This window comes from Streptomyces sp. NBC_01216 (assembly GCF_035994945.1).
In the GTDB taxonomy this organism is placed as follows: Bacteria; Actinomycetota; Actinomycetes; order Streptomycetales; family Streptomycetaceae; genus Streptomyces.
This window is the reverse complement of record NZ_CP108677.1, coordinates 4,698,904-4,716,153: the sequence shown is the minus strand read 5'-3', so window position 1 is coordinate 4,716,153 and position 17,250 is coordinate 4,698,904. Positions and strand designations below refer to the sequence as shown.

At 68.9% G+C, this 17,250-nt stretch carries 24 protein-coding genes; 22 read left to right on the top strand and 2 right to left on the bottom strand.

Features of this window, described 5'->3' with window-relative positions; translation table 11 throughout:
• Positions 1 to 2: 2 nt before the first annotated feature.
• From OG393_RS20980 to OG393_RS20880, 21 genes are all read left to right on the top strand, one after another.
• Complete coding sequence (locus OG393_RS20980; RefSeq protein WP_327376208.1) at positions 3 to 1,481, top strand: phage portal protein; 1,479 nt, start codon at positions 3 to 5, stop codon at positions 1,479 to 1,481.
• On the top strand, positions 1,478 to 2,446 hold the full coding sequence (locus tag OG393_RS20975; protein WP_327376207.1) for a VG15 protein: 969 nt from the start codon (positions 1,478 to 1,480) through the stop codon (positions 2,444 to 2,446). The genes OG393_RS20980 and OG393_RS20975 overlap by 4 nt, the downstream gene beginning before the upstream one ends.
• Positions 2,447 to 2,496: 50 nt before the next feature.
• Complete coding sequence (locus tag OG393_RS20970) at positions 2,497 to 3,231, top strand: hypothetical protein (protein WP_327376206.1); 735 nt, start codon at positions 2,497 to 2,499, stop codon at positions 3,229 to 3,231.
• Between the two features lie 12 nt (positions 3,232 to 3,243).
• Entirely contained in the window at positions 3,244 to 4,104 is an 861-nt protein-coding gene (locus OG393_RS20965; protein ID WP_327376205.1) for a phage major capsid protein, read from the top strand.
• Between the two features lie 12 nt (positions 4,105 to 4,116).
• Positions 4,117 to 4,485, top strand: coding sequence for a hypothetical protein (locus OG393_RS20960; protein ID WP_327376204.1), 369 nt, complete (start codon positions 4,117 to 4,119; stop codon positions 4,483 to 4,485).
• A gap of 1 nt (position 4,486) precedes the next feature.
• A complete protein-coding gene (locus OG393_RS20955; protein WP_327376203.1) occupies positions 4,487 to 4,816 on the top strand; it encodes a hypothetical protein in 330 nt (109 codons plus the stop codon).
• A gap of 13 nt (positions 4,817 to 4,829) precedes the next feature.
• Positions 4,830 to 5,426 carry a hypothetical protein gene (locus OG393_RS20950; RefSeq protein ID WP_327376202.1) on the top strand — a complete coding sequence of 199 codons (597 nt, stop codon included), beginning with the start codon at positions 4,830 to 4,832 and terminating at the stop codon, positions 5,424 to 5,426.
• A complete protein-coding gene (locus tag OG393_RS20945) occupies positions 5,423 to 5,770 on the top strand; it encodes a head-tail adaptor protein (RefSeq protein ID WP_327376201.1) in 348 nt (115 codons plus the stop codon). Before OG393_RS20950 ends, OG393_RS20945 begins: the two co-directional genes overlap by 4 nt.
• Positions 5,771 to 5,772: 2 nt before the next feature.
• Positions 5,773 to 6,150: an HK97-gp10 family putative phage morphogenesis protein gene (locus OG393_RS20940; protein ID WP_327376200.1), complete on the top strand. Its 378-nt coding sequence runs from the start codon at positions 5,773 to 5,775 to the stop codon at positions 6,148 to 6,150.
• Entirely contained in the window at positions 6,147 to 6,563 is a 417-nt protein-coding gene (locus OG393_RS20935; RefSeq protein WP_327376199.1) for a DUF3168 domain-containing protein, read from the top strand. Before OG393_RS20940 ends, OG393_RS20935 begins: the two co-directional genes overlap by 4 nt.
• 16 nt (positions 6,564 to 6,579) lie before the next feature.
• Entirely contained in the window at positions 6,580 to 6,918 is a 339-nt protein-coding gene (locus OG393_RS20930) for a hypothetical protein (RefSeq protein ID WP_327376198.1), read from the top strand.
• A gap of 1 nt (position 6,919) precedes the next feature.
• Complete coding sequence (locus tag OG393_RS20925) at positions 6,920 to 7,351, top strand: phage tail tube protein (protein WP_327376197.1); 432 nt, start codon at positions 6,920 to 6,922, stop codon at positions 7,349 to 7,351.
• A 12-nt stretch (positions 7,352 to 7,363) separates the two neighbouring features.
• Positions 7,364 to 7,777, top strand: a complete 414-nt coding sequence (locus OG393_RS20920; protein WP_327376196.1) for a hypothetical protein — start codon at positions 7,364 to 7,366, stop codon at positions 7,775 to 7,777.
• 50 nt (positions 7,778 to 7,827) lie between these two features.
• Positions 7,828 to 8,118, top strand: a complete 291-nt coding sequence (locus tag OG393_RS20915; protein ID WP_327376195.1) for a phage tail assembly protein T — start codon at positions 7,828 to 7,830, stop codon at positions 8,116 to 8,118.
• Positions 8,115 to 10,073 carry a hypothetical protein gene (locus OG393_RS20910; protein ID WP_327376194.1) on the top strand — a complete coding sequence of 653 codons (1,959 nt, stop codon included), beginning with the start codon at positions 8,115 to 8,117 and terminating at the stop codon, positions 10,071 to 10,073. The genes OG393_RS20915 and OG393_RS20910 overlap by 4 nt, the downstream gene beginning before the upstream one ends.
• 8 nt (positions 10,074 to 10,081) lie before the next feature.
• Complete coding sequence (locus OG393_RS20905) at positions 10,082 to 12,805, top strand: hypothetical protein (protein ID WP_327376193.1); 2,724 nt, start codon at positions 10,082 to 10,084, stop codon at positions 12,803 to 12,805.
• Positions 12,806 to 12,815: 10 nt separating this feature from the next.
• The gene (locus OG393_RS20900) at positions 12,816 to 13,331 is read left to right on the top strand and encodes a hypothetical protein (RefSeq protein WP_327376192.1); all 516 of its coding nucleotides are present in this window, start codon (positions 12,816 to 12,818) and stop codon (positions 13,329 to 13,331) included.
• 65 nt (positions 13,332 to 13,396) lie between these two features.
• Positions 13,397 to 13,825, top strand: coding sequence for a hypothetical protein (locus OG393_RS20895; RefSeq protein WP_327376191.1), 429 nt, complete (start codon positions 13,397 to 13,399; stop codon positions 13,823 to 13,825).
• On the top strand, positions 13,825 to 14,769 hold the full coding sequence (locus OG393_RS20890; RefSeq protein WP_327376190.1) for an N-acetylmuramoyl-L-alanine amidase: 945 nt from the start codon (positions 13,825 to 13,827) through the stop codon (positions 14,767 to 14,769). The genes OG393_RS20895 and OG393_RS20890 overlap by 1 nt, the downstream gene beginning before the upstream one ends.
• Positions 14,770 to 14,780: 11 nt before the next feature.
• Positions 14,781 to 15,008, top strand: a complete 228-nt coding sequence (locus OG393_RS20885; protein ID WP_327376189.1) for a hypothetical protein — start codon at positions 14,781 to 14,783, stop codon at positions 15,006 to 15,008.
• Positions 15,005 to 15,325 (top strand): hypothetical protein, encoded by a 321-nt coding sequence (locus OG393_RS20880; protein WP_327376188.1) that lies wholly within the window; start codon positions 15,005 to 15,007, stop codon positions 15,323 to 15,325. Before OG393_RS20885 ends, OG393_RS20880 begins: the two co-directional genes overlap by 4 nt.
• Before the next feature lie 57 nt (positions 15,326 to 15,382).
• Here the strand turns inward: OG393_RS20880 and OG393_RS20875 are convergent, their stop codons facing one another.
• Positions 15,383 to 15,625 carry a winged helix-turn-helix domain-containing protein gene (locus OG393_RS20875; RefSeq protein ID WP_327376186.1) on the bottom strand — a complete coding sequence of 81 codons (243 nt, stop codon included), beginning with the start codon at positions 15,623 to 15,625 and terminating at the stop codon, positions 15,383 to 15,385.
• 211 nt (positions 15,626 to 15,836) lie between these two features.
• Here OG393_RS20875 and OG393_RS20870 point away from each other — a divergent pair, with 211 nt between their 5' ends.
• On the top strand, positions 15,837 to 15,968 hold the full coding sequence (locus tag OG393_RS20870) for a hypothetical protein (protein ID WP_327376185.1): 132 nt from the start codon (positions 15,837 to 15,839) through the stop codon (positions 15,966 to 15,968).
• Positions 15,969 to 16,208: 240 nt separating this feature from the next.
• On the opposite strand, the gene OG393_RS20865 is transcribed toward OG393_RS20870, so the two are convergent.
• Positions 16,209 to 16,448 (bottom strand): helix-turn-helix domain-containing protein, encoded by a 240-nt coding sequence (locus OG393_RS20865; protein WP_327376184.1) that lies wholly within the window; start codon positions 16,446 to 16,448, stop codon positions 16,209 to 16,211.
• Between the last annotated feature and the right edge of the window lie 802 nt (positions 16,449 to 17,250).

Sequence of the window (17,250 nt, the reverse complement as noted above, 5' to 3'; positions counted from 1 at the left end):
CTATGGCTACGGAGGCGCAGGCTCTCCAGCTGGTCGCGCTGCTGGAGAGCGAGCTGATCCGGCGGCGAGGCAGCATCGACGTCCACACCGACTACTACCGCGGCAAGCACCGGCTCAAATTCGCGAGCGAGGAGTTTGCAAAGTTCCACGGCGAGCGCTACCGGGACTTCTCCGACAACTGGACCCAGGTGGTTGCGGACTCCCCCGTGGAGCGGCTGACCGTGACGGGGTTCCTCGCCTCGGGCGAGATGGAAGCGGACAAGGACCTGTGGGAGGTGTGGCAGGTCAACGGCCTGGACTCCGACTCGCAGCTTGGGTTCCTTGGCGCGGTGACCGGCGCGCGCTGCTTCGTCCTGGTGTGGGGTGACCCCAACGACCCGGACATGCCGGTCGTCACGTTCGAGGATGCCTCGCAGTCCATCGTGGCCTACGAGCCCGGCTCCCGTACCCGCCGTCGTGCCGCACTCAAGCGCTGGCAGGACGGCAGCGAGGACTACGCCACTCTCTACCTGCCCGATGGGGTGTGGAAGTTCTGCCGGCCGCTCGCGCGTCAGGACAAGTCGCCGCAGATGGCTGACGTCGATGAGGAGATCAAGGGTTGGCAGCCGCGGGACATGGGCGACGAGCCGAATCCGCAGCCCAACCCGATGGGCCTCGTGCCGATGGTGGAGCTGCCGAACAAGCCGATGCTGGTGGACGAGCCCATGTCCGACGTGCAAGGCGTCATTGCCATGCAGGACGCCATCAACCTGCTGTGGGCGCAGCTCTTCACCGCCTCGGACTACGCGTCGTTCCCGCAGCGCGTCATCCTCGGCGCCGAGCCGCCCACGATCCCGAAGCTGAACAGCGCGGGCGAGATCGTCGGCAAGCAGCTGGTCGACATCACCAAGTTCGCCGTGGACCGCGTGATGATGTTCTCCGGCAAGGACACCAAGATCGCCGAGTGGCAGGCCGCGAACCTCGCCATGTACACCGGGATCATCGAGGTCGCCGTCGGCCACCTCGCCGCCCAGACCCGCACCCCGCAGCACTACCTCATCGGGAAGATGGCCAACCTGTCGGCCGACTCGCTGCTCGCCGCGGAGACCGGGCTCGTCCAGCGGGTCGACGAGAAGAAGCTGTGGTTCGGCCAGGGCCTGCGCGAGGTCGCCCGCCTGATCGCCCTCGCGAAGGGGCAGGAGGCCAAGGCCCGCGCGCTGCGCTCGGGCCGCGTGCTGTGGGCGGACTCCGAGTCCCGCAGCCATGCGCAGATGGCCGACGCGTTGCTGAAGCTGAAGCAGTTGGGGTTCCCGTTCCAGTGGCTGGCCCTCAAGTACGGGCTCACGCCCACCGAGGTCTCCGACATGCTGGCGATGAAGGAGGCTGAGCTGGAGATGGATCCGACAGCCGAGATCACCCGCCAGCTCATGGACGGCAGCTCGGCCGCCCCCAACCTGCCGACCGCGCCGGAGCCTGAGGGCGGGCAGGATCCAGCGGCATGAGCCCGTCACCCGATGCACAGGACCATGTCGAAGCGCGGAAGAGGCTCGCTGAGGCGACGGTGCGGGCGACACACGCGGTGTGGCGGGACATTGATCGGGACAACATCTACAGCTCCTGGCTGCTGCTCCTGGGCCGGCTGCTGGCGATCGTGTCCGGCGGGCAGCTGGCCGCGGCTTCGTCGACGAACCTGTGGTTGCGGCAGTTGCTCGGTCTGCCGCCGCCCGAGTATCCAGAGGAACGCCTGGTGCCGTCCTCGCTTGTCGGCGTGGACGGTGCGGGCAGACCGCTGGCTGCGGTGCTGATGGCCCCGATGTGGTCAGCGCTTCGGCTGGTTGCCCAAGGCCGGCCGGTGGCGCAGTCCATGGCACACGGTCAGGCGCTGCTGGACGTCATCGTGCGCACGGCCGTGGCGGACACGGGCCGGGCTGCGGACCAAGTGGGCATGGTCGCTCGCCGGGACGTCACCACCTACGTGCGGGTGCCGAACGCGGGTGCGTGCTCGCGGTGTCTGGTACTCGCGGGGATTCGGGTGGGCGGGGTGTCGACGGCGTTTCAGCGGCACCCGAACTGCCACTGCGGTATGGAGCCGGTCACCTCGTCGTCGCGGCCGGAGCCGTTCGACGCGAAGGACCTGTACGACGAGATGTCGCCGGCCCAGCGGAGGAAGACGTTCGGTGAGGCCGGGATGAAGGCCATCGACGCTGGCGCCGACATTGCGCAGGTCGTCAACGCCCGCCGTGGCATGTCCAGCGCCAGCGTGTTCGGGAAGAAGCTGTTGGTCACCTCGGAGGGCGTAACCAGCCGCGGCCTGGCGGGCAAGCGGCTGAAGAACCTGGAGAAGGTGCCCGGTCAGCGCTACCGCGTCAGCCAGACGCCCCGGTTGATGCCGGAGGAGATCTTCCGGCTCGCCGACGACCGCGAGCACGCCATCAGGCTGCTGCGCACCCACAGCTACATCGTCTGACCCCTGCCCGCGCGCAAAGCGCGGGCTCTCACCCCGCAACGGGAGCATCCATGCAGCGATCGACCCTGCCCCGCCATGCCCGCGCGCACGCGCCCGGCTGGGCCCACCCCTACGCGTCCGGCCCGTGGTCACCGGTCTTGTACGCCGACGGCGGCGAGGACGACCCCGAGGGCGGCGAGCCGGACCCCGCCGGCGACGAGGAGGGGGAGGAGGTTCCCGCCGACGACGGCGAGGACGACCTCGAGGGCGGCGAGCCGGACCCGGACGGCGCCGAGGCGCTCGGCGACCGGGGCAAGCGGGCGCTTGCGTCGATGAAGGGCAAGTGGCACAGCGAGCGCGAGAAGCGCAAGGCCCTGGAGGAGCAGCTCGCGGCCAAGGACGGCGCCGACGAGGCAGAGAACACGCGCCGACAGGCCGAGGCCGACGCCCTGTCGAAGGCCAACACTCGGATCCTTAAGGCGGAGATCCGGGCGGCGGCCAAGGGCCGTCTGAACGACCCCAAGGACGCGCTGACCTTCCTCGACCTCGATCAGTTCGAGGTCGGCGAAGACGGCGAGATCGACCCCGAGGAGATCGAGGATGCGATCGAGGATCTCCTCAAGGCCAAGCCCTACCTGGCAGCCGCAACGGTGAAGAGGTTCCAGGGCACCGGCGACGGCGGAGCGGCGCGCAAGGCGTCCCGGCCGAAGCAGCTCACCCGAGCAGACCTCAAGTCCATGAGCCCGGAGGCGATCGAGAAGGCCCGCATCGACGGGCGTCTCGACGACCTCATGGGCGGCAAGTAGCCAGGAGGAAGCATGTCCGTCAGGAATTTCGTTCCCGAGATCTGGAGCTCGCGACTGATGGTCGCGGCCCGCAAAGAATTGATCTACGCCTCGCCGACGGTGGTCAACCGCGACTACGAGGGCGAGATCGGCGAGGCGGGCGACACCGTCCGCATCACCTCGGTGTCCCGGCCGGCGATCGGCACCTACACCCCGGGCTCGACCGTCATCACGCCGGAGTCGCTGACCACCGGGCAGCGCACCCTGGTGGTGGACCAGTCGAAGTACTGGGCGTTCTCCATCGACGACGTCGACAAGCGGCAGGCCAAGTCGAACCTGATCCCGCAGGCCATGTCCGAGGCGGCCTACGCGCTCGCGGACACCATGGACCAGTACGTGGCGGGCCTGTACACGCAGATCGCGTCCGGGAACTTCCTGAACGTGGTCGGCTCCCCGATCGACACCTACACCACCGCGACCGACGCCTACGACGAGGTCCTTGTGCCGCTGCGCACGAAGCTGACCAAGGCGAACGTTCCGAAGATGGGCCGGTACGTGATCGTCCCGCCCGAGTTTTACGCCTCGCTGCTCCTCGACGACCGGTTCATCTCCGCGGACAAGGCGGCCACGGACACCGGCCTGCGCAACGGGTTCGTCGGCCGCGCGGCCGGCTTCGACATCTACGAGTCGAACAACTGCCCCGTACCGACCGGCGACACCACGGTCATCCAGGCCGGTGTGAAGTCCGCGGTGACGTTTGCCGAGCAGATCAACAAGACCGAGGCATACCGCCCCGAGAACTCCTTCGAGGACGCCGTCAAGGGCCTGGCCCTGTACGGGGCGAAGGTGCTGCGCCCCGACCACCTGGCCGCCGCGTTCATCAACCCCGCCTGAGGAGCCTGACCCATGGCAACCACACAGATCCCGTACTCGGCCCTCGTGCCGAACTCCAGCCTGACCGACCCGGCGGGCACCACCACGGTGGTGGCTCCGACGAACAACATGCAGATCAGCGACGCGTTCCCGGAGCTGACCGTGCTGCGGGTGGTCAACACCGGCATCGAGCAGGACATCACCATCAAGGCGGGCGCCCACCCGCCGGCGCTCGCGGCCGGACAGGGCGACCTCGTCGTCACCGTGGCCGCAACGACCGGCGTGCAGTGGATCGGCCCGTTCGAGTCGGGCCGGTTCGTCCAGGCCGACGGCAGCATGCTGATCGAGGCCGAGACCGTCAACGCCACCATCACCGCGTTCAAGGTCCCGAGGAACACCTGATATGGCCGACACGATCCACGTGCGCGGGGAGGGCGGGGCCGTCATCGCGATGGACCTGCCCCTCCCGGAGGCCATTCAGCAGCGCCTGGACCGCGGACTGATCCAGCGCGTCGACGCCGACGGGACCTCCCTCGGCGTCCCCGCTTCTGTTTCGGCGGAGGAACCGTCCGACCGTGCCGACGAGCAGCAGGCTGCTGCTCCGGCAGCCGACCGTCCGGCCCTGGCAGCGCCGAAGGCCGACTGGATCACCCACGTCGTCAGACGCGGGCTGCTGTCCGCCGAGGACGCGGCGAACTACACCAAGGCCGACCTGATCGACATGGCCGGCTGACAAGGAGGTCACCGTGGCACTCGACCCTCTGGCGACGGTGGCCGACCTGGAGGCCCGCGGCCTGTACGTCGATGCCTCCGAGGAGACCATCGTCGGCACCTTCCTCGCTGTTGCTTCGGCAGCGGTGCGTGAGGCGGCAGCATCGCCCATCACGCAGACGACGTCCACGGTCACCGTGGAAGGGGAGCCTGGGCAGTGGCTGACGCTGCCCGGGCAGCCCGTGACGGCCGTCTCCACCGTCCTGCTGGACGGCGAGGCGGTCACTGACTGGCGACTGGTCGGCGGCAGGCTGTGGCGGACTGCCGGGTGGGCAAGCGGGTGCGGTTTGTCGCTGTTCGACGTCACCCAGACCCATGGGCTGGAGACGGTTCCTGCGGACCTCGTGGACCTCGTGTCCCGGATGGCTGCGGGAGCGCTGAAGGCGCAGCGGGCCGAGGAGGACGGCAGCGGCCTGGCCGCTGACAAGCCCATCACCTCCGAGCGCATCGGTGACTACGCGGTCACCTACGCCAACGACGGGCGCGTCACCGAGATGGAGCTGCCGCAGCACTGGCGCGAGCGGCTCGAGGCCCGCTTTGGGGGCGGTACGCAGCTGCTGAGGTCGCGGTGAGCGGGCCGGGCCGCCACCTCAACCGGGTCCTGGAAGTGTGGCGGCACACCACCACTCCCGACGGTGCCGGCGGGCAGACGACGTTGCTGGTGCAGCAGGACAGCGTGCGGGCGAAGGTCGACCAGCCGTCTGCGAGCGAGCGTCTGGTGGCCGCGCAGACGGGGTCACGTCACTCCCACGACGTGTACCTGCGGCCGGCGGCGAATGTGAAGCGTGGCGATGAGCTGCGCGGCACTGACGGGCTCGGGCAGGCACAGGCGTTTCGGGTGCTGTCGGTGGTTCAGCCGTCGCGGCCGGTGTACTCCAAGGCCCTCGTCGAACTGATTCAGTCCGAAGGAGCGTGACCATGGCCGGGCGCACCAGGATGAGCGTGGAGATCGAGGGTTTGGGCCGGTTGCGCGAGCAGCTGGAGGAACTCGCGCCGCAGATTGAGGCTGCGGTCAAGCGGGCTGTGAAGGAATCCGCTGAGGCGGTGCGTGATGAGACTCGTCGGGGTGTGCGCGTCGATACCGGCAACCTGCGCGACAAGGTTGACATCACCTACAAGGACGAGGGCTTGTCGGCTGAGGTCGGATGGAGTGACCGCTCCGACTGGTACGCCGCCGTGCAGGAACACGGCACCCGTCGTATGCCGGCGAACCCGGTGCTCGGACCTGCGCTGGAGCGCGAGCGTAACGAGCTGCCTCGGCGCGTTCGTACTGAGGTTCGGCGGGAACTGCGGTGACCGCCCCGGCCCCGATGCTTCCCGTGCAGCAGGCCGTCTACAGCACACTCACCGGCAACGCGCCGCTGATGGCCCTCATCAGCGGCGTGTACGACTACGTCCCCGAATCGGCCGACTACCCGTTCGTCGTGATCGGTGAGGCGATCGAGACCCCTGACAACGCGCACGGCCGGTTCGGCCGGGAGACCGTCATCACGTTGCACGTGTGGTCGCAGCACCGCGGTCACAGTCAGGGCCTGTCCATCGCAGCGGCCGTCACCGCGCTGCTGGACCATCAGCCCCTGACGATCACGGGGCTGGACCACATCGTTACCCGGTACGAGTTCAGCCAGACGCTCACCGACCCTGAGCCGCCGGGAGACATCCGGCACGTCGTGCTGCGCTACCGCATTGTCACCGAGCAAACACCCTGACTGAAAGGAGCCTGCGATGGCAGCGCTCACAGCGACGACCGTGACCACGGTCGGTGGCCTGGCCGATCTCGAAGGCGCCGCGACCGCGGCCGGTGCCGGCGGTGACACCGCCCCCGTCGGCGTCGGCTACGCCCTCGTCATGTTCAACGGGGACGCCTCCCCGCACACGGCGACGATCGTCACTCCGGGCACCAAGGACGGGCACGCCGTCGCCGACGCCACCCTCGTGGTCGCCGCTGGCGAGTTCGGGCTCATCCCCCTCACCAACCTCTTCCGTGGCGCCACCGGCCTCGCGGCCATCACCTACGACGCCGTCACCTCCGTGACCGTCCTCGTCATCAAGCTGGGAGTCTGACATGGCAGGTCAGGATGCCTTCGGTACGCAGTTCCTGCGCGACACCACCGGCAGCGGAGCTTTCGGCGTGATCGCCAACGTCAGCGACATCTCCGGCCCGTCCCGCTCGCGGGAGGCCATCGAGGTCACGGCCCACGACTCGCCGGACAAATACCGCGAGTTCATCAAGGGCCTGAAGGACGGCGGCGAGGTGGAGATCACCTTGAACTACGACCCGGGCAACTCCACGCATGCCGCGCTCGACGCCGACTTCGAGGAAGACGACCTGCGCGCCTACCAGGTCATCATCCTGCCGGGCGACGACGACGAGCACACCTGGGGGTTCTCCGCCCTGATCACCGACCTCGGCGACGCCTACCCCATCGAAGACAAGATGGAACGCACCGCCACCTTCAAGATCAGCGGCAAGCCGACGCTGACCGCGACTGGCTGAGGAGGCTGACCCATGGCATCGCTGAAGGACCTCATCCGCCAGGCCCAGGACATCCGGGTCCAGGACGACGTGGAGATCCCCGAGTGGGCGCCCGGCGCCCGCTTCCGGGTGTGCGGCCTGCCCTCGGGGGACTGGGAGGCGTACCAGAACAGCCTGACGAAGATGACCCGCCGCGACTCGGCCACGGGCGTGGAGATGACGATCCGCTCCCGGAAGGCGGAGATCGTCGCCAAGTCTCTGCGGGACCAGGACACCGACGAGCTCGTCTTCCCTGACCTCCGCGAGGGCATCTCGATCCTCAGCGGCCGGTCCGCCGGCATCGTCAACGGCCTGTTCGAGCTGGTGCGGCACCTGTCCGACGACGACAAGGACTTCACCCAGAAGGTGCGGGACGCGGAGGGAAACTCCGACGGCGACCAGAGCTGAAACTCCTCTACGACCTGTCCGCCGCCTACCGCATCCCCCCGGGCGAGGTGATGGCCAGGTTCACCGAGGAGGAGCTCATCCACCTGATCGCCTACCAGAACCTGTACGGGCCCATCGGCCCGCAGCGGCTGGACGTGGTGGCCGCGCGCCTGGGGATGGACGTGGCCGCCCCGCACATGAAGAAGGGCCAGCGACCCAAGCTCAAGGACCACTTGATCCGGTGGAGCCAGGCCGCCAGGCCGCGCCGGACCGGGCATGAGCTGCTGGCCGCGGTCCGCGGGATCCAGGACCGATACGACGCGCCCGAGCACCCCGGGCGGCGAGGACGGAGACCCACGTGACCATCCTGGATGAGCTCCTTGTTCGCATCGGGGTCGACTCCTCGGCCGTGGACGAAGGCACCGACGCAGTTGCCGGGAAGCTCGACGGCTTGGCCGCTCCGGCTGCCGCCGCCGGTCTCGCCGCGGGCGCGGTTTTCGCGGTCGGCATCAGCGCCGCGATGGACATCGACGCCGCGCAGAGCAAGCTGAAGGATTCCCTCGGGCTGACCCAGGCCGAGGCCGAGCGCGCCGGCGGCATCGCGGGCGCCGTCTACTCCGCCGGGTTCGGCGAGTCGCTGGACGGCATCGCCGACACGGTCGACGCGGTCGTCTCGAGCATCGGCGGCCTGGGCAAGGCCACGGACGCCGAGCTTCAGCAGATGGCCAAGGGCGCCGAGGCGCTTGCCAAGCGCTTCGAGTTCGACGTCACCGAGAGCATGCAGGGTGTCGGCACCCTCATTAAGACCGGCCTGGCCAAGGACGGCGTGGAGGCCCTCGACCTCCTCACCGCGACCGCGCAGAAGCTCCCCAAGGCATTCCGCGAGGAACTCCCAGTCCTGACGAAGGAGTACGGAGAGTTTTTCGACCAGCTCGGGTTCACGGGGCCGGACATGATGGGCCTGCTGGCCGAGGCCGCGAAAAACCCGCTTTTCGAGATCGACAAGGTGGGCGACGCGCTGAAGGAGCTCTCTCTGCGGCTGGCCGACACAGACGCGGTGAAAGAGCCTCTCAAGGCGCTGAAGCTCGACGTCAAAGACATTCAGAAGCTCGTCAACACGGGCCAGGGCACCAAGGCTTTCGACCAGATCATCACCGCGCTGAAGGGCGTCACGGACCAGACCGAGCGGACGATGCTGCAAGCCGCCCTTTTCGGCGGGCCCGGCGAGGACATGGGCAACACCCTGCTGCAGCTGTCCGCGGACGGCGCCGCCGCGGCCAACGGGCTGGATAAGACTGCGGGCGCGAGCAAGGCGATGACGGACGCCATGGAGAAGGACCCCGCGCAGCAGATGGACGCCGCCCTGCGGACGCTGCAGATGACCCTGGGCGAGGCCCTCCTGCCGCTGGTGAAGAAGGCATCGGAGTTCTTCTCCGAACACAAGGAGATCGTCAAGACGCTGGCGCCGATCATCCTGGGCCTGGCGGTCGCGCTGGGCATCATGGCCGCCGTGATCTGGCTGGTCAATTTGGCGATGCTCGCCAACCCAATCGCGTGGATCATCCTCGGGATCGTCGCCCTGATCGCGATCGTCGTCATCCTGGTTGCCAAATGGGACTGGGTGAAGCAGCAGCTCGGGATGCTGTGGGACTGGATCAGTATGAAGGCCCACCAGGTGTGGGACGCAATCTCGGACTACTTCTCCGGCCTGTGGGACGACATCACCCGCACCGTCCGGGAAGCGATCGAAGCGATCAAGACGAAGTTCATGAACTTCAACCCGATCGGGATCATCATCAAAAACTGGGGGCAGATCACCGGCTGGGTCCGCACCCAGTGGGACACCGTCACCCGCACCGTCCGCGACGCCGTCCGCCGCATTGGATCCTTCTTCTCCGGCATGTGGGGCGGCATCACCCACGGCCTGCGCTCCGCCCTCAACGGCGCGATCGGCCTCATCAACGGCGCAATCGGCGGCATCAACTCCCTGATCTCCGGCGCCAACCGGGTCCCCGGGGTGAGCATCCCTCACGTTCCCTACATTCCGTACCTTGCTGACGGCGGCATCACCACCGGCCCCACCCTCGCCATGATCGGTGAGGGCCCGGAGCAGGAGGCGGTGCTGCCGCTGTCTCGCCTGGAGCAGATGATCAGCATGGGGCAGGGTGTCCGCGCGCCGTCCACCGCCCGGGTACAGCCCGCCACCGCCCGCGTCGTCATCGACGTCACCGGCGGCACCGACGCCCTCATCGGCGTCATTCAGGACTGGGTCCGCACCGACGGCTACGGCGACGTGACCACCCTCGCCCGACGATAGGAGACACCGTGGCACTCCCCTCCGACCGGGTCGAGCTCCAGATCGGCGGGGAGTGGACCGACATCACCCCCGACGTCTACGACCGCGACCCGATCGTCATCCGGCACGGCCGCTCCAGCGCCACCTCCCGCACCCAGCCGTCCAAAGCCAGCCTCACCCTGAACAACCGCAGCGGGAAGTACAGCTCGCGTAACCCGATGTACTACGGGCGGATCGGCCGCAACACACCGATCCGGTGCATCAGCGCGGGGGGCCAGCCGTACCTGTACATCCCCGAGGACGTCGCGGGCCGGGCGACCACGCCCGACCACGCCTCGCTGGACATCACCGGCGACATCGACGTCCGGGTGGAGGTCATGCCGCAGCAGTGGACGGGGGTGGGTATCGGCTACGAGCTGATCGGCAAGTACGTCGCGTCCGGGAATCAGCGGTCCTGGCGGCTCATCGTCACAGGCGAGGGCGAGCTGCTGCTGACCTGGTCCCCGGACGGCGCGAGCATCATCGAGCACCGCTCCCCGGTACTGCGGCCCCTCGGCCCGAGGATGGCAGTCCGCGCGGCTCTCGACGTCGACAACGGGTCCGGTGGCTACACCCTTACGTACTACATCGCCGATAGCCTGGCCGGGCCGTGGGTCGAAATCGGGCAGACCGTCACCACCAGCGGCACCACCAGCATCTACAGCTCGACCGCCTCCGTCGAGCTCGGCGACCTGGCCGCCCTCGTTTTCACCAACCACGAACGCCGTATCTACGCCGCGCAGGTCCGTGACGGCATCGACGGCACCGTGGTCGCCACCCCGGACCTGACCGCCCAAACTCCCGGCACCACCAGCTTCACGGACGGCGCGGGCCGGACCTGGACCCTGTCCGCCGGCGCCACCGTCTCCGATGAGGAATTCCGCTTCCAGGGGGCTGTGGCAGCCTGGCCGGCCCGCTGGGACGCCACCGGTAGCGACGTGTGGGTCCCCATCGAAGCAGCCGGTGCCCTGCGCCGCCTCACCCAGGGCAAGAAGGCGCTGCCATCCACACTGCGGCGCCGTCTGCCCTCCCAGGCAAGTTTGCTGGCCTACTGGCCGTGCGAGGAATCCGAGGGTGCGTCACGCGCCTATAGCCCACTCGGCGGTGTCGCTCCGCTCAGCGTGGCAGGCTTTGACTTCTCGCAGGACGACACCCTTGGCGGGTCGTCCGCCCTGCCCATCGTCGACCCCGGCGGCAGCATGCTCGGGACCGTACCCGGCCCCGCGAGCCCCTCCACCACGTGGGCCCTGTGCATGCCCTACCGCGTCGACGGCACCGCGCCCGGCTCCGAGCAGGAGATGCTGTCCTGGCAGACCAGCGGCACGATCCGCCGCTGGCGCATCACCATGGGTGCGACCAGCAGCCACATCCTGGGCTACGACGCGATCGGCACGCTCGTCGTCAACGAGGTCGTTGCTACCGGCAGCGAGCTTTTCGAGGGCTGGTGGCGCCTTGAATTCCTCGCCACACAGAACGGCGGGAACATCGACTGGAAAATCACATGGACCCAGGTCGGTGGGGCCAATGGGGTCTATTCCTCCTCCGTGGCCGGCACCCTTGGCCAGATCACCAGTATCAACACGGTCTTCGGTTCCGGCCTGCCGAACATTCGCATCGGCCACCTCACCGTCTGGTCAGCCGACGTGATCGGCCCCGCCTACGACTCCGCCGACACCGGATTCGACGGTGAGAGCGCCACCGAACGGATGGAGCGCCTGGCTGTGGAGGAGGCTGCCACCGTCTCTCTCGTGACCTACCACGGCGACCCCACCAGCACGGCCGAGCTCCTCGGCCCACAGAGCCCCGACGCGCTGCTGCCTCTGCTGCAGGAGTCCGCGGACTGTGACGGGGGAATCCTCCACGAGGATCTGACCGATGCCCGCCTCGTCTACCGCGACCGCCACACCCTGTACAACCAGCCCGTACGCCTCACCCTCGACTACGCCGCCGCCGAGGTCGGCGTGCCGCTGGAGCCGGTCGAAGACGACGAAGCCACCCGCAACGACATCACTGTCTCCCGCCGCGACGGGTCCGACGGGCACGCCGTCGACGAGGACGGCACGCTGTCCGTGCTGGCCCCGCCATACGGTGTCGGCATCTACGACGAGCAGGTCACCCTCAACCTCCACTCCGACGAACAGACCGAACCGATCGCCGGCTGGCTCCTGCACCTGGGTACCTGGGACGAGGCCCGCTACCCCACCGTCCGGATCCAGCTCCACGCCACACCCCACCTCATCCCCGCCTTCCTCAAGCTCCGCCCCGGCGACCGTATCCGCATCATCAACCCCCCGCCCTGGCTGCCCCCAGGTCCGATCGACCTGCACGTCCAGGGCTGGGCAGAGAAGCGCCGCCAGTACACCTGGGACGCCGACCTCATCTGCAGCCCGGCTGGCCCGTGGACGATCGGCGTCCTCGACGACACCGCCCGCCTCGACACCGAGTTCAGCGTCATCGACACCAGCGTCGACGCCACCACCACCAGCGTCGACTTCACCACTTTCACGGGCCCGCACTGGGTCGACTCCGCCACCTACCCGACCGATTTCCCCTTCGACGTGCTGGCCGGCGGCGAGCGGATGACGGTGACCGCGATCACCGGCACCGGCGCCACACAGACCGCGACCGTCACCCGCTCCGTCAACGGCATCGTCAAGAGCCACGACGCGGGCACGGACGTCCGTCTCGCCGACCCCACCTACCTCGCCCTGTAGAGGAGATCCCATGCCGTTCACCCCGTATCTGGCCGGCCAGAGACTGACCGCCGACCGTCTGAATGCCGTGTCCATGATCGGTGCGACGGTTTTCCTCGCCTACCGGTCAGCGTCGCAGGCAATCACGACCGGCGGTGACGCCGGCTCCAACGCGACTTCGTGGGACGACGTCCAGTCCGACCTCCTCGGCGGATGGCTGGCGGGCTCCCCGACCCGCTGGACCGTGCCGCAGACCGGCTGGTGGCGCCTCGCCGGAGCTGTGGCTTTCGACGCCAGCACGGGCGGCACGACCCGCGAGTGCGTCTGGTACGTCAACGGGTCGGCGATCGGCGCAGGCCGCGCCCGCACCTTCGGCAACACCCTGGCATCTGTGCCGGTGACGGTGGAGGCCAGGACGCTGTCTCAGCTCCTCACCGCCGGCGACTACGTCCAGCTCGTCCCCGCACAGAACTCGGGCAGCAACCTCAACCTCGCGACCGGCAGCTACCGGTCGTACATCGACATCTCCTACGCCGGCCCCGCCTAACCCCCACCTCGCCTGTCCGCCCCGTGCCGCTCCGGTCCGGGGCTGTCTCATGTCTGGAGCACCGCATGACCCACCAGCCCACACCGGCTGTCGGCCGCATCGTCCACTACGTCAGCTACGGCACTCCTGGCGGCGAGTACACCTCGCAGTGCCGGGCCGCCATCATCACAGCCGTCCACGGCCAGTTCCTCGTGGACATCGCGGTGCTCAACCCCGAGGGCATGTTTTTCAACCGTGGCGTGACCCACGGCGAGCCCAAGCCCGACGGCTCGCACGAGGGCGGGTCCTGGCACTGGGCCGGAGCGTGCGTGATGGCGGGGAGTGCAGAAGAGATCGCCCGGAGCTTTCACGAGGCGTACGAGGAGCTGGCACCCAGCCACGGCTACGAGACGCGCGAGGCATCCCGCAAGCCATGGAGCGATGTACCGGAGCAGAACCGGGCGCTGATGATCGCGGTCGTCGGGCGGCTGCTGGACGAGGGAGTGATCAGCTGATGGCCTCACCTCTCTCTGCGGATCGGCTCCTGGCGGCGCTGCGCGCCGAGGGCGTCACCGTCGTCGAACACGACGGCTGGCGTACCCACAGCCGGAACCACGTCGGCGGCTGGGGCCCGGTCAACGGCGTGATGATCCACCACACCGTCTCCAGCGGCACCGCGTCCTCCGTCGAGCTCTGCTACGACGGCTACGCGGGGCTCCCCGGCCCGCTGTGCCACGGCGTCATCGCCAAGGACGGCACCGTGCACCTCGTCGGCAACGGGCGTGCCAACCACGCGGGCGGCGGCGACCCGTCCGTCCTTGCCGCAGTCGTCGACGAGCGGTACGGGACCCGCCCGCCGACCCCGCATCAGCATCAGGGCAGCGCGGGCGCTGTCGACGGCAACGCCCACTTCTACGGCTTCGAGTGCATCAACCTCGGCGACGGGAAGGACCCCTGGCCCCCGGAACAGATGGCCGCGATCGAGCGTGTCTCGGCCGCTATCTGCCGGGCGCACGGCTGGGGCGCCAAGTCGGTCATCGGGCATTCGGAGTGGTCGGACTGGAAGAGCGACCCGCGTGGCTTCGGCATGCCGGGCATGCGTGACCGGATCGGTACCCGGCTCGCCGCCGCCCCCACCAAGACCACGCCCGTACCTGCCCCTGAGGAGGCTGCTGTGTCCCTGTCCGATGCCGATATCCGAAAGGTCGCCGACGCTGTGTGGGGGGCGCGGTTCGTCTCCCCGGCCGCGCCCGACTCCGCGCCCCGTCCCGCGGCAGCGTTCCTGCGCTGGGGCGACCAGCACACCGTCGACATCCTCGCCCGGATCGGAGCCCTGTCCGCGGCGGTCACCGCGCTCGCCCAGGCGGGCGGCCTCGACGCATCCGAGATCCAGGCCGCCGCCGAGGCCGGGGCCCGCGCGGCGCTCGCCGAGCTCGGCGACCGACTCACCACCGACTGAAGGAGCTGACCATGTCTGATGCTGCGAAGCGCACGCTGCGCACGATCTTCCAGACCGCGATCGGTATCGCTGCGGTGCTGCCCGCGCTGGTGGACACGGCGGGCCTGCCGCAGTCGCTGCCGTGGGTGGCTGGTGCGCTGGCCGTGGCGGGTGCGGTGACGCGGGTGATGGCGATACCGGTGGTGCAGCGGTTGCTGCCGGGGTGGCTGCGGACCGACGGAGACGGCAGCGGCTCGTGACGCCGGCTGAGTCGGGGCAGGTCGCACTGGAGCTGGAGCGGCTTCGGGGCACGCTGGAGACTGGTTTCGCGCGGGTGGATGGCGCGCTGGCTCTGCTGGTGCAGCGGTCGGATCAGACGGATCGGGCGCTGGACGAGCAGGGTACGGAGTTGCGGGGCCTGGAGAAGCGGGTCGATGTCCTGGAGGCGGACGTCAAGGTCGCTGCGACGCACGGGCCACGGCTGTCGGCTGTGGAGCGGGTGGCGTGGACGGCGATCGGTGTGGGTGCGGTTGCGGCGCCGGTGGGTGGCTGGCTGCTCGGTGTGTTGGTGAAGTGAAACTGCCCCCTGTCTGGCCTTCGGGCCGGGCAGGGGGCGGTTTCGTCATGTCCGGGGTCAGTCGGGTGGCTCCGGCAGCCGGGCCACGAAAGTCCCGATGCCCGGCTCCATATACGCCAGCCCCGCATCCCGCAGCTCCTTCAGGACGCGCTTCGCCGTCGGCAGACTGATCCCCGTCTCCTCGATCAAGTCCACCGCCGAAGGCAGGCGCGTCCCCGGCGGGTACACGCCGTCGTCGATCCGCTCTTCGATCAGCGCGTACACCTGCCGCCACCTGGGGATATTGGGCTGCCAATCCATGCCGCGACGCTAGGTGGACTGGGACCACTAGACGAGCAAGGACGACCTTGACCACCTTGACCGGCTAGTCCACACATCCCACTCCGGCTACTGTGATGGGTACGACAGACCCCCGCGACCGTGCGACCGGTCCGGGGGTGCGGACGAACCCTCGGGAGGTCTCGTCATGGGCCACGCTACCCCTCCGCCTGCGGCTCGTACAGACAGGCGGGTGTCCGGGTACTGCACCCTGGAGTACGGGCACGTCCACTGCCAGCCGGGTCCGGTGACGACCAGCTACGGCGAGATCGCCCTGGTGTACCGCTGCGACTGCTCGTGCCACAAGACGGAGGCCGGCCGGTGAAGACGTGCGACTACTGCAGCCTCCCCATCGAGGGGGAGGCGCTGGAGATCACACCGGTGTCGGACAGTGGTGCGGCGCCGTCGGTGTACTGGCATCGGGAGCGAGAGGCGTGCGGGCGGCCCCGGCCACCGGTGGGCGACTCGCCACTGACCCGTCACCTACGACGTGCATCCTGATCTCCTGTCCGTCCGTGCTCACGGCGGAGCACGGACGGACAGGTTCCGCTACCCCCGATCGGGGCTACCTGACCAGGTCAGCGAGAGGTACACCTAGGGCATCGGCGATCTGGACGAGGTCGGTGAAACGCGGGTCTCGTGTGCCTGCCTCGTACCGCTGGATGCTGCGGCGCTCCATGCCGATGGCGTCGGCGAGTTGGTCCTGGGAGAGGCCGGCGGTGCGGCGGAGCTCCACGATGCGCGCACCTAGGGCCGTGCGACGGCGCAGGACAGCGTCAGGGAGCGGGGTTCGTCGGGCTGGCACTCGTCAACGCTGAGCGGCTGGCGATCTTGCGTCAGTACCCAAACGGTCGCATCACCGGTAGAGTCCGGCCCGTTCCGGAATTCGGAGTTCCAGACCGGCCGCTCCCGTCCTGCCCCCCAGGCAACGAGAGCGGTCAGGCAGCGCCCCCGCCGACGCGGGGGCGCTGTCGTGTTTGGTGTCGCGGTCGGGAGCTTGGCTACTCACCTCGCCTGCCGTACGGCCATCCGTTCCCGCGCCTGTTCCCGCGGGAACAGCGGCGGGCATTCGGCCCCTCCGAGCGACATCGAGCGTCATCGAACAACACCCTTATGTCCGGGTTTTCGGCATCTCCGCAGGTCAAAACTGGGTAACAAAACTGGTTCGAGTCCCGTTACTCACCCTGAATGATCAAGGGCTGGCCTGTGAGAACAGGTCAGCCCTTCGTCGTGCCCCTCGAGAGCCCCTGGGGTGAGCAGGCCGAGCCCGCCCGGCTCACCCCGCGAGGGTCCGCCGGGGGCCACTGCGGGCTGACGCCCCCGGAGGACCGCTGCCCCGCCACCCACGAGCGGATCCACCCCGACACCGCCTCCGTGGTCGGCCTCACCACCGCCCGCCTCAGCCACACCCCCGAAGACGGGTGGGATACCGGTGACCCAGGCCACCGGACGTTACGGAATGGCCGATGTTCCTCAGTCTGGGCGCGGGCTGTTCGTGTACACGAGTCCTGGGGCGGACGCCGCCGCTTCGGGCCAGTCGGCCTCGCCCAGGTAGCTCAGGGCCTGGCGGAAGTCGTCGATGGCGGGCCCGAACTCGTGGGTGGCGT